Consider the following 11,576-nt stretch of genomic DNA (forward strand, 5'->3'; position numbering starts at 1 on the left):
GCCGCACGCCACTCCGGGCGTCGGCCGATGGACGCCCCTCAGCGCACGACGCGCAGGGTGCGCACCTCGAACGGCCGCAGTCGCAACTCGCCACCGAGGCGCGCACCGTCCAAGGCGTCCTCGATGAGGCTCACTTCACGCACCTCGCGGTGCGGGAAGTCGACCGACAGCTCTCCGTTCGTGCGACGACCAAGCGACTCGTAGACGCGCACGATAAGGTCGCCCGAGCTATCTTCGGCGAGTTTCACGCAGGAAACGACGATCCCTTCGCCCTGGACCGAGACCAGCGGCGCGACGTCGTGACCGCCCCGGACTACGGTCCCTGGGGCGTTCAGCTCGACGCCCGCTTGAGTGGCCTCGGCAGGACCAGCGCCGATCACCATGCCGATCGTGATGACGTGGCGTCCGTGGTCGGCGTCGGGGTCAGGGAAGCGCGGTGCCCGAAGCAGCGAGAGCCGCACGGTCGTCGTCACCGAATCGTCCGCCACCTCGCGGGAGGTGTCGTAGCCGTAGATCGAGTCGTTCACGAGGGCGACGCCGAAGTCGGCCTCGCGCACCAGGACGAAGCGGTGCATCGACGTCTCGAACTTCGCCGCCTCCCAGCTCGTGTTCGTGTGCGTGACGCGCGACTGATAGCCGAACTGGGTCTCGGCCTCGGAGTGTGGCGCCTGAACGTCGAGCGGGAACGCGAGTTTGAGCAGCTTTTCGGCCTCGTTCCAGTCGATGTCGTTGACGATCTGCAGCGTCCGCGAACCGGGTGCCAGCGTGATCGTCTGGGTGATGGCCGACTTGGAGAACGTGCGATCGATGACCACTTCGGCGCCGGCCTGGGTGAGCCGCGAGCAGATGCAGGTAACATCGCGCAGCTCGGTGACGCTGTTCCGGTAGTAGCGGTCAATGTCCCAGGCGTCCCACATGTTCGGGAAGTCCTGGTGCAGCTGCAGCAGGTTCGCAGCGCGGCCATCGGCGACGGCGTCGCGTCCGGTCCGCAGATCTACCGCGGAGACCACCAGGCCCTCTTTGGAGATGTGCACGCGCACGAGCGCGTTCTCAAGCACGATGCCGTCGCTCGAGTCGTCGAGCGTGACCCGGTCATCCGAGGCGACGGCCGCGGTGGCGCCGAGCGGCAGCGGACCGGCAACCGACGCCGGCGAGAACACGAGCTCACGGTCGCCGTCTCCGGCGAGCGATTGGCGCGCAGCATCCGCGATAGCCCGGGCCCTGGCGATCACGTCGTCGAGGACGGCGACCGCCTCGCGGTGCACCCAGGCGATGGAGGTACCGGGAAGGATGTCGTGGAACTCGTGCAGCAGCACCTGCTGCCACAGCTGCTCGAATTCAGCGTGAGGGTACTCGGTCCCCGTGCGGACGGCAGCCGTCGCCGCCCACAACTCGGCCTCGATGAGTGCGTGCTCGGCCCGGCGGTGGCGTGACTTGGTCCCGTGCTGGCTGGTGAGAGTGCCGCGGTGCAGTTCGAGGTACAACTCGCCGACCCAGACAGCCGGGTGCGGGAGCTCTGCCTTGGCGGCGTCGAAGAAGACGTCGGGATGTTCCCAGACGACTTGGGCGCTGCCCTCGAGGTTCTGAAGGCGTCGGGCGCGGCCCGTCATCTCGCGCGTCGTGCCGCCGCCGCCGTCACCCCAGCCCACGGGCGCGATGGACCGGGAGCTGACCCGGTTCTCTTTGAACTGGCGCGACGCCTTGGCGACCTCCATCCCGCTCAGCTGCGAGTTGTAGGTGTCCATAGACGGGAAGTGCGTGAAGATCCGCGAGCCGTCGATGCCCTCCCACAGGAACGTGTGGTGCGGGAAGACGTTCTGCTGATTCCAGGAGATCTTCTGCGTGAAAAACCACTCGAAGCCGGCGCGGCGCATAAGCTGCGGCAGTGCCGACGAGTAGCCGAAGCTGTCGGGCAACCAGACGCCCTTCGAGCGGAAGCCGAACTCCCGCTCGAAGAACCGCTGACCGTGCAAGAACTGCCGCACGAGCGACTCACCCGTCGGCATCACCGTGTCGGACTCGACCCACATGCCGCCAAGTGGCAGGAAGCGACCGTCGGCCACAGCTACCTTCACTCGTTCGAACACTTCGGGGCGGTGCTCCTTGAGCCACGCGTACTGCTGCGCGCTGGACATGCCGAATTGGAACTCCGGCTGCTCTTCCAGTAGCGCCGTCATTGACGACGAGGTACGGGCGACCTTGCGGATCGTCTCGCGGACCGGCCACAGCCAGGCGGAGTCGATATGTGCGTGTCCGATGGCCGAGATGCGATGGGCGCTGGCCTCGGCGGGAGCCGCGAGCACGTCGGCGAGCTTCGCGCGGGCGTCCGCAGCGGTCGCGGCGATGTGCTGAAGGTCGAGCACGTCGAGGGCATCATCCACGGCCTGCAGGATTCTCATGCGCCGCGGGGAGGTGGGTGGAAGCTCGGCCTGCAGCTCGAACAGGACGTCGACGTCGAGCGAGAGCTCGAAGACCTCCTGCTCGAAGACAACGAGATCCATCCGGCGCGTGCGGTAGAGCGGCTCCGCAGACGAGGTGAGGATGTCGCCCTCCTGCGTCGGGAGGAAGGGATGGTAGTCGAGCAGCACGGGGTTGGATGCCGCTTCGAGGTACAGTTCGACGGCCTCGTTGCCGTCGGCCGCCTCGGTGACCGGGATCCACTGGTTGCGGGGGTTGATGCTCTTCACCGGAGTGCCGTCGGCGCGATAGACGAGCGCCTCGCACTGGAAACCTGCCATGTTGACATCGAACCCGAGGTCGATGATGGCTTCGACCGTGCGCCCTGCCCACTCGGCCGGCACACGACCGGTGAGCCGGAACCAGGTGGTGCCCCAGGCGGGACCCCATGGCACTCCGACGGCCCCCTGCGCGTACTCGAGCGCGAGCCCGTCGGCAGGACTGATCGGCTCGCCGGCGAGCTCGTGGATCTCGACGGCCAGAGGCACGGATGCCGAGTGGATCGCCGGACGGATGCGCTCCTCGAGGACGCGCTTGACGCGACCGATTGTGAGCGGGGTGTCATCATGCATAGTCGGTTCTCCGGGCTCGACGCTGATGGTGTACTAAAACGCTCAAGAGAGTTGGATCGTCGGGTCCGTCATCCCTTAACGCTTCCCTCCTCGACGCCCTTGAAGAACCACTTCTGCAAGACCGCGAAGAGCAGGATGATCGGCACTAGAGCGATCATCGTTCCCGCTGCGATCACGCGTGGATTCGCGGCGAAGTTGGAGCTGAGATATTGCATCCCGACGGTCAGTGTGTAGTTCGCAGGATCTGAAAGCACGACGAGAGGCCAGAGGAAGTCGTCCCACGCGCCGATGAACGCGAATAGGGCAACGACCGAGACCATGCCCCGCACGTTCGGCCAGACGATGTGGCGCAGGCGCTGCATCGTGTTCGCGCCGTCGATAGTCGCCGCGTCCAACGTGTCCGCGGGGATCATACGGCAGGCGGCCGTCATCAGCAGTACGTTGATCGCCCCGATCGCTCCGGGGAGAAACACGCCCCAGAGCGTATTCGCGAGCCCCAATGATTTCACCGTGAGGTACTGGCTGGTCAGGGTGACCTCGGCCGGGATCAGCAGCGTGGAGAAGAAGATCGCCAACACGACCCACTTGAAGCGGAACTTCATCGTGCCCAACGCGTAGCCGCCGAGTGTCGCGAACAGGACGTTGGTAATCACCGTGCCCACGCCGACGAGCAGGGAGTGCCAGGCGTAGTCGACCACCGGAATCGTACGGAACACCTCGGCGTAATTGTCCAGGGTCGGCGCCGCCGGGATCAGCGCCGGCGGGAAGTCGTAGATGTTCTCCGACGCCCCTTTGAGCGAGGTCGACATCTGCCAGAGGAAGGGAAACACCATGAGCGCCAGCACGCCGAGAAGCAGCGCGTACTTGCCGATCAGGCCACCGAGCGATGGCTTCATGATGTCCGCCGAACCCCGGGTGCGGTAGGGATTCTCCCGCGGCGGCTTCACCGTGCGGCTCGTCTGCGTCGCTGTCACCGCGGTACCTCCTGAACCTTCGCCTCGCGCTTGACCTTCGCGGCCTTGACCGCGCGCCTGCTCGCCAATGCTTCGCGGATGGTGTCTCCGTTGTTCGCGATCCCGACGATCAGCAGCGGAACAAGGGTCAGCAGGAACAACACCAGCGAGATCGCGGACGCGTAGCCGATCTGACCGTTCAATCCCTTGCCCATCGACTGGATGAGCATCACCATGCTCATTGCCCGCCCGCCAGGTCCCCCCGAACCATTGGAAAGCACGTAGAGCTCGGTGAAAACGCGCGTCGCCCCCACGCACACCAGCACCGACACGAGCATCATGGGTCCGCGCACTCCGGGGACGGTCACCGACCAGAATCGGCGCCAGCGCCCGGCACCGTCCATCGCCGCCGCCTCGTGCAGCTCGCGGCCGACGTTCCCGAGGGCCGCCAAGTAAACGACCATGTAGTAGCCGAGCCCCTTCCACACCGTCAACCCGATGGCACATCCGATCAGCAACCAGCGGTCGGAGAGGAATTCGACCGGGCGGTCGATGAGGCCGAAGAAGTTCAGTGCGGAGTTGATGGTGCCGCTGCCGGAGAAGAGGAACTCCCAGACGATCGCCACGACCACGGCGGAAGCGATCACCGGGAAGTAGAACGTGGTGCGGAAGAACCCGATCGCGGGCACCTTGTTGTGCACGAGCAGTGCGAGCAGCAGAGGGAGGAACGTCAGCAGCGGCACGCACACGACGACATAGATCATCGAGGTCGTCAGCGCGTAGCCGAAGCGGTCGTCCTCAAGCATCTTGTCGAAGTTCGCGAAGCCGACGAACTCCGCTGGACGAAGGGGTCGGGCATCCGTGAACGCGAGTGCGATCGTGTTCAGGAACGGCCAGATTGCGAACACGACCATCCAAATCACACCGGGCAGCACCAGCAGGTACGGTGTGTACCAGCGCTGTAGTCTCACGGCGAACGCCCCCTTCATCTCGTCGTCGCCGCCTCAGCTGGCGACGTTCTGCTTCGCGTACTCGACGGCCTTGTCCAGCGCCTCCTGGGCAGAGATTTCCCCCTTGACCGCGAGGGCGATCTGCTGTTTGGCGTAGGTCTCCATCGCCTCGGTGAACTTCGGGGCTCCCATCATCCGGGCCTTGTCCATTTGCGAAGCTGCCAGGTCGGTGGCGACGCCCTGCATCTTGTTCTTCGCCGTCTCGGTGAACGCGGAGGGGTCTTGGTTGGCGGCCCTGGTTCCGGGGAAGAATCCGGGGGCGAGCTTGACGAACGCGATCTGGTTCTTCGTGTTCGTTAGGAACTCGGCGAAGGCAAGCGCCGCGGCGGAGTTCTTCGACTTCGCCGAAACGCTGATGCCCTGCACGAACAGCGGCGGGTTGCCGAAGCCGTTGGTCGCCTCGACGCTGGGCAGGATCGACGGGGCATTCACGGAGACGTCCTTGTCGATGTAGTTCGGACCCGAGGTGGTCCAGGCCACGGTGCCTTTGTTGAAGTTGTTGACGTTGGCATTTGCGGTTCCGGCGTTCTGCAACGCTTCTGGCGTGATCGCCCCCGCCTTGTAAAGCCCGGCGTAGCTTTGGATGATCGCCGCGGCTTCGGGGGTGTTGAAGACGAACTTGCCGTCCTTGTAGACGTCGAGCTTCCCGCCCCGGTCGGACACCATGATTTGCAGCGACTTGGGGCTGGGCACATCCGAGATCGTCTGCACGCCGGCTGCCGCGAGCTTGGCCGCGGCGTCCAAGGTTGCGGCGTGCGTCTTCGGCGGCGCGGTCACTCCGCCTTTGGCGAGCAGGTCCTTGTTCCAGTAGTTCAGCTCGGTGCCCAGGTACCAAGGGAATCCGAAAGAGCCATCGATGCCGTCGAACTTGTACGCTCCGACTCCGCCGTCGACGTAGTCGCCAAGGATCTTCGAGTTCTTCTTCAAGTCGACGAGTTGCCCAGCCGAAGCGAGGGAGTAAGCGTACTCCGGCGGAAGGTTGACCACGTCCGGTAGTTCACCGGATCCGGCCTGCTGCAGGATCTTGTCCTCGTAGCCATCGCCGGGCTGGTCGATCCACTTGACCGTGACGCCCGGGTGCTCCTTCTCGAACGCCTTGACGACGCCCTCGAAGTAGGGGGTGAACTTGTCGTTCTTCAGCGACCAGGTCTGAAACGAGATGTTCCCGCTGATCTTTCCATCGCTACCGGAAGCGGCGGGCGAGGAGGGGCCGCCGGTACAGGCGGTGAGGGCGAGTGCTGTGGCCACCGCGATGCCTGCGGCGGCAGTCGTTCGGATCTTCATGGACAGTCTCCTTCGAAGGGTCCAGGCTGCTACGTCTCGGGATGGGTCGCAGTCGCAACCTATTACTAAAACGATATAGTGGCGATAGCTTGCCACACCGAGCGCCGAACCGTCCAGTGCCGGACGACACCGGCCAGGCATTGATTTTCCGGAAAGGACCGCGATGACCCGCCCCGTTGCCCCGCTGCGCTTTGGCGCCAACTACACCCCGTCGTCCCAGTGGATGCACGCATGGATGTCACTGGATCTCGACGAGGTCCGCAGGGATTTCGCCTCGCTAGCAGCGATCGGCCTCGACCATGTGCGGATCTTTCCGCTGTGGACGCTGCTCCAGCCCAACCGCACGCTGATCCGCGAGAAGGCCGTGGACGACGTCCGGGCAGTGGTTGACACGGCGGCGGAATTCGGACTGGATGTCAGCGTCGACGTCATCCAGGGGCACCTGTCGAGCTTCGACTTCATCCCGTCGTGGCTGCTCACCTGGCACGACAAGAACATGTTCACGCATCCCGATGCCCTGAGCGGACAGGCCGAGTTGGTCACCCGTCTCGGCGAGCGAATCGGCGACGCCGCCAATTTTCTCGGTTTTACCCTCGGCAATGAGACCAATCAGTTTTCCGCACCGAGCCACCCGTCCCCTTGGCCCGTCACCGAGGCCGAGGCCGCGAACTGGATCACGACCCTCCTGGATGCCGCGCACACTTCCGCCCCTGCGCAGCAGCATGTGCACAGCGAGTACGACGCCGCGTGGTACATGGACGGGCACGGTTTCACGCCCGCCCTTGCCTCCCGCCTCGGCGATATGACCACCGTGCACTCATGGATCTTCAACGGCACGGCCCAGCGCTATGGCGGCCGCTCCGTGGCCTCCGATCGCCACGCCGAGTACATGATCGAACTCGCCCGCGGCTTCGCCACCGACCCCACCCGTGCGATCTGGCTGCAAGAGGTCGGCGCCCCGTCGAATTGCCTGACACCTGCGCAGACCCCGGGCTTCTTGGAGGCCACGCTGCGCTCCGTCGCACGTACCGAGAACCTCTGGGGCGTCACGTGGTGGTGCTCGCACGACGTAAGCCGCAGCCTCGCGGACTTCCCCGAGCTTGAATACACGCTCGGGCTCGTCGACCAAAACGGCGCGGCGAAGCCGATCGGGCGCCGCTTCGCCGAACTCATCCCGGAGCTTCGCGAGCGGCAGCCCACTCCCGCACGCACCCTCGGCATCGTCGTCGAGGTCAACGAGAACGCAACGCCGATCAGCCGCGGTGCGATGAGCCCGGGCGGCGCGATCTTCCAGGCCTGGGTGGACGCCTGTACAACAGGCGCTGACCCGGCCATCGTCACGTCGATCGACGCCGCGAAGCCCGAGGTTCTCGCCGCGCGCGGCATCACCGAGCTCATCCGCCCCGCGGTCAGCCGGACCGCTTACGCCTCCCGGAACACGGTCGTCTGAGAAGCTTCCCCGCCTGCCGTCGCAGGTACTGACCTCAACGCGGGACGGCGGTGCTCTCGCGGACGGTGAGCTGCGGCATGGCGCCGATCCGGTCCGCCAGCACGTCCGGGGCATCGATCTGTTCGAGCAGGAATTTTGCCGCCTCCGCTCCGAGCCCGAACGTATCGCGGGTGATGCAGGTGATCGAGGGGTGCACGAGCCCCGCGACGACCGAGTCGTCGAAGGAGGCGACAGAGAGATCCTTCGGCACGGGAACCCCCATCTCCTGCGCGACACGAAGGCCGGCGATCGCCATCACGTCGTTGTCGAAGACCACGGCCGTTGGCCGTTCCAGCCGACTCAGGACGCGGCGCATGGCCGTGGATGCCTCGGCTGGCGAGAAGTCGGTGGCGATCACCTCTCCGCGCACCCCGCGATCGCCGAGGCCGGCAAGCACCTCGGTGCGCAGGCGCGTGTGCTGGAACTCCGCAGGACCTGCGACGTATGCGATCGAGCGATGACCGAGGGCGCCGAGATAGTCGAAGAGAGAGTGCGCCACCTGACTGTCGTCGAGCCAAATCGTCGCCGGGTGGCCCTCGGGGGACGCATGGCTGCCGAGAACGACCGCGGGGAGGGCGAGATCGCGCAGCACGGGGAGGCGCGGGTCGTCGTCACGAGGATCGATGACGATGACTCCATCGACCTGCTTGGCGCTGTGCCAGCGGCGGTAGGTCGCCACTTCCTCCTCGACCGAGGAGACGAGCACCATCTGCATCGCGATGCGTTTCCCCGCAAGGGCCGACTGGACGCCGGCAATAAGGTCGGTGAAGAACGCCTCGGCACCGAGGGTCCCTGCCGAGCGGTTGACGGCGAAGCCGATGACCCCGGCATGCGAGCCGACGAGCGCCCGGGCCGCCGAGTTCGGAAGCCATTGGCTCTCCGCGGCGATGTCGAGGATGCGCTGTCGCGTCTGCGCGCTGACGCCCGGCCGTCCGTTCAGCGCGAACGACACCGCCCCCGGTGACACCCCGGCGAGCCGGGCGATGTCCGTGATGGTCACGCGCTTCGCTTTGTTCATGCTTCAACTGTAGCGATACAGGGTCATCCCAAAACTTTTTCTGTGCATGGCAGTCTCCGCCTGTTACCGTTTTACTAAATCGCTATAGTTGCACCCCGCCCGGGTATCTTCACGGGGATTTTGAAGATGCCTCTTCAAAGAAGAGAGAGCAATGAGACGAACAACAGCATTCGGTGCTGGGCTACTACTCGCCGGACTCGCCGCCTTCGGCCCGCAGTCTGCAGTGGCCGCTGAGACCCCCAAGGCATCAGTGGGGAACACTACGCATTGCGAGGCCGAGCCACTCACGATGGCGTACTACCGGACCTGGCGCGACGTCACCGTGCCGCAAAGCGCCAACTCAAACTTGCCCGACCCGAACGTCACGCGCATGAGCGACCTCCCTCCGGAGATTGATGTGGCGATGGTCTTCGACGCCGGCGCCACGGCCAACACCGACTATTGGGCCACCCTGCGCGACACCTACGTGCCCGCATTGCACGCGCAGGGCACGAAAGTCGTCCACACCCTGTGGATCGAGCGCCTCGCCCGGGCCAAGATCCCGCTGACCGAGGATGCCTACCGTTCCTACGCGCAGGAACTCGTCGACACCTTCGTCACACCATACGGCCTCGACGGGATCGACATCGACGTCGAGTCCCATCCGGAGGGCGACGAACTCACTCGCGCGATCGGAGTGTTCAACGCCCTCGGCAAACTGATCGGCCCGAAGTCCGGCACCGACAAGCTTTTCATCTTCGACACCAACCTGGACGGCAATACCCCGCTGTTCAAGGCCGTGCACGGGAACATCTCCTTCGTGCTCCTGCAGGCCTACGGCCGGGGCACGTGGGGGATGCAGGGGACCTGGAACACTTTCGCGGACAAGATCGCCTCCTGCCAGTTCCTGCCGGGCTTCTCCTTCCCCGAGGAGCGGGATCTGACGCGCTGGGGTGACGCCGAAGGCATTTACGATCCCGCCACGGCGCCTCGGAGCAAGGCGTACCAGTACGTGACCTGGCAGCCCGAAGGCGGCTCCCTGAAGGGCGGGTTCTTCGCATACGCCGTTGACCGCGACGGAAAGGCATGGGGCGATGACACCATCACGCCCACCGCGTTCTCTTGGATGAAGAACCTGTCCGCAGTGCAGGACAAGGCCGCGGGCGTCGTGCCCAAGGGCACATGGTCGCTGGCGGTGGCGTCCACTCCGGCGCACGGGAGCAAGGTGGGTCCGGGCGACACGGTCGCGTGGACGGTGTCGGCGACCGCCGGGCCCGTCGACGTGCCGGGAGCGGTGGTGGCTGTGGACCTCACAGACCTCGTCGACGACGCGACCGTCGAAGGCCTCACTGCGTCGACCGGTACCACCGAGCAACATGGCGGGGTCGCGGGGTGGAGGACGGATCTGCCCGCCGGTAAGAGCGCGACCCTGACTGTTTCAGCGCGAATTAGCGCTGCCGATCCTGGGCTCAACGCGGTGCCAGCGGCTGCCGAGGGGCCTGTTCCGGGCCGGGTCTCGGTGGCGGTCGCCGGCTTCGCGCCGCGTGCCGAGCTGACGGCCTGCAACGGCTGCACGGGCATTTCCCTCACAGTGGCGCGTTCCGGGCCGACGCCGACGGTCACCGCCACACCGTCGCCGACGGCGACGGTCACGCCCACCCCGACGGCGACCGGGACCGCCACGCCGACGCCCTCGGCCACGTCCAGCGTGACGGCGACCGGGGCCGGCATCAATTCAGGCGCGGGGCCAGGTTCTCCCCTCGCCTTCACCGGCGGGCTTGATCCGTTCCGCTGGCTGGGCGTCGGCGCATTGCTCGCCGCGATCGGCGGAGCGATGGTCGTGTGGCATCGAAGGGCGCGCCGTAGCTGACCGCCGGGAACCCCGTTCCTGAACACACTTTTCTGACGGAGGGTTTGGTGTCGCAGATCTCAAATAGTCCGCCTGAACAGAGGCATCCATTGGATGCCTCTGTTCAGGGAACCTTCCCGACGTGCCTGCTTCACGCCACCGGAGTGCGGCTGGTTCATTATGCAGACAAGGCAAGCGCGGCTCCGCACGACACCTTGATCTATTCCGCCTGGATCATCAATGATTCAGGCGAAAAGCTCACCAATGTCACTCTCGTCTTGCGATCGTTTACCAACGCGGGCATGGAGGATCTGAAGTACGCGAGCGGTCCCTCCATCTTGACCTTCGGCCCGGTGCCGCCCGGAGGGGAAATTGAGCTGGTCTTCACGTATGTCGTCACCGAAAACGACCAGCGCCATACAGGAGAGCTCATCAGCGCCATGGCCGTCCGGGCCGTGACTGCCTCGGGGGCGAAACTTTGGGACGAACACGACGCGATCACACCCGTTTCCTTGCCCTCATAGCCCAATACCCGGGGGACCGCCTCAGTCGCAATGCAGGCGCCTACCTCGATGCCTTCCTTTTCTGCCATTGCCAGGCGTGCCAGAACAGCAGTGTCGCCAGAATCAGAGCGGCGGCCTGGAGAAGCTGTGGGGTCATGTTCATCAGGACGTACGCGAACGGCATCGAATTTCCCGGACTGGGGATGAACGGGGCCATAGCCTCATTGATGATCACCATGATCGCAATGACGAGCGCCAGCTCCAGCACCCACAGCCCGATGATGAACGGATTCACCGCAACTCTCCGAGCCGCTTCAGGGGACTCTACGTGATGCTCCAACGAATGACCGTGCTCGTCGATTTCGCGGAATTCGATCCTGCCCTGAGCCTCATCCATTGTCTGTTCCCCCGGTTTGGCGCGCCGCGGCCCCTCCAGAAACTCGAAAGGCGCACTTTTGAGGC

9 protein-coding genes are annotated in these 11,576 nt (G+C 65.2%); 3 read left to right on the plus strand and 6 right to left on the minus strand.

The genetic code is table 11. From position 1 onward, the window contains the following. Nucleotides 1-38 precede the first annotated feature (38 nt). From ACSKT0_RS00900 to ACSKT0_RS00915, 4 genes are all read right to left on the minus strand, one after another. Nucleotides 39-3,029: an alpha-mannosidase gene (locus ACSKT0_RS00900; RefSeq protein WP_437772094.1), complete on the minus strand. Its 2,991-nt coding sequence runs from the start codon at nucleotides 3,027-3,029 to the stop codon at nucleotides 39-41. A 68-nt stretch (nucleotides 3,030-3,097) separates the two neighbouring features. Beyond that, nucleotides 3,098-4,003 carry a carbohydrate ABC transporter permease gene (locus ACSKT0_RS00905; protein ID WP_437772095.1) on the minus strand — a complete coding sequence of 302 codons (906 nt, stop codon included), beginning with the start codon at nucleotides 4,001-4,003 and terminating at the stop codon, nucleotides 3,098-3,100. Further along, complete coding sequence (locus ACSKT0_RS00910) at nucleotides 4,000-4,953, minus strand: carbohydrate ABC transporter permease (protein WP_437772096.1); 954 nt, start codon at nucleotides 4,951-4,953, stop codon at nucleotides 4,000-4,002. Before ACSKT0_RS00910 ends, ACSKT0_RS00905 begins: the two co-directional genes overlap by 4 nt. A gap of 33 nt (nucleotides 4,954-4,986) precedes the next feature. Beyond that, nucleotides 4,987-6,276, minus strand: a complete 1,290-nt coding sequence (locus ACSKT0_RS00915) for an extracellular solute-binding protein (RefSeq protein ID WP_437772097.1) — start codon at nucleotides 6,274-6,276, stop codon at nucleotides 4,987-4,989. A 163-nt stretch (nucleotides 6,277-6,439) separates the two neighbouring features. Here ACSKT0_RS00915 and ACSKT0_RS00920 point away from each other — a divergent pair, with 163 nt between their 5' ends. Beyond that, a complete protein-coding gene (locus ACSKT0_RS00920; RefSeq protein ID WP_437772098.1) occupies nucleotides 6,440-7,726 on the plus strand; it encodes a glycoside hydrolase 5 family protein in 1,287 nt (428 codons plus the stop codon). Nucleotides 7,727-7,760: 34 nt separating this feature from the next. On the opposite strand, the gene ACSKT0_RS00925 is transcribed toward ACSKT0_RS00920, so the two are convergent. Next, a complete protein-coding gene (locus ACSKT0_RS00925) occupies nucleotides 7,761-8,783 on the minus strand; it encodes a LacI family DNA-binding transcriptional regulator (RefSeq protein WP_437772099.1) in 1,023 nt (340 codons plus the stop codon). Nucleotides 8,784-8,934: 151 nt separating this feature from the next. On the opposite strand from ACSKT0_RS00925, the gene ACSKT0_RS00930 reads away from it, so the two are divergent. After that, on the plus strand, nucleotides 8,935-10,632 hold the full coding sequence (locus ACSKT0_RS00930) for an EndoS/ChiA family endoglycosidase (protein ID WP_437772100.1): 1,698 nt from the start codon (nucleotides 8,935-8,937) through the stop codon (nucleotides 10,630-10,632). 47 nt (nucleotides 10,633-10,679) lie between these two features. Continuing rightward, the gene (locus tag ACSKT0_RS00935; protein ID WP_437772101.1) at nucleotides 10,680-11,135 is read left to right on the plus strand and encodes a hypothetical protein; all 456 of its coding nucleotides are present in this window, start codon (nucleotides 10,680-10,682) and stop codon (nucleotides 11,133-11,135) included. A 40-nt stretch (nucleotides 11,136-11,175) separates the two neighbouring features. Here ACSKT0_RS00935 and ACSKT0_RS00940 read toward each other — a convergent pair whose 3' ends face one another. After that, the gene (locus ACSKT0_RS00940; RefSeq protein ID WP_437772102.1) at nucleotides 11,176-11,511 is read right to left on the minus strand and encodes a hypothetical protein; all 336 of its coding nucleotides are present in this window, start codon (nucleotides 11,509-11,511) and stop codon (nucleotides 11,176-11,178) included. Between the last annotated feature and the right edge of the window lie 65 nt (nucleotides 11,512-11,576).

Origin of the sequence: Arthrobacter sp. KNU40 (assembly GCF_051515115.1) — a bacterium.
In the GTDB taxonomy this organism is placed as follows: Bacteria; Actinomycetota; Actinomycetes; order Actinomycetales; family Micrococcaceae; genus Arthrobacter.

What these genes read in the sequence shown, in the direction of transcription:
- ACSKT0_RS00900 (WP_437772094.1), bottom strand. Translation starts at nt 3,029, where the DNA reads ATGCATGATGACACCCCGCTCACAATCGGTCGCGTCAAGCGCGTCCTC.
- ACSKT0_RS00925 (WP_437772099.1), bottom strand. Translation starts at nt 8,783, where the DNA reads ATGAACAAAGCGAAGCGCGTGACCATCACGGACATCGCCCGGCTCGCC.
- ACSKT0_RS00920 (WP_437772098.1), top strand. Translation starts at nt 6,440, where the DNA reads ATGACCCGCCCCGTTGCCCCGCTGCGCTTTGGCGCCAACTACACCCCG.
- ACSKT0_RS00930 (WP_437772100.1), top strand. Translation starts at nt 8,935, where the DNA reads ATGAGACGAACAACAGCATTCGGTGCTGGGCTACTACTCGCCGGACTC.
- ACSKT0_RS00940 (WP_437772102.1), bottom strand. Translation starts at nt 11,511, where the DNA reads ATGGATGAGGCTCAGGGCAGGATCGAATTCCGCGAAATCGACGAGCAC.
- ACSKT0_RS00915 (WP_437772097.1), bottom strand. Translation starts at nt 6,276, where the DNA reads ATGAAGATCCGAACGACTGCCGCCGCAGGCATCGCGGTGGCCACAGCA.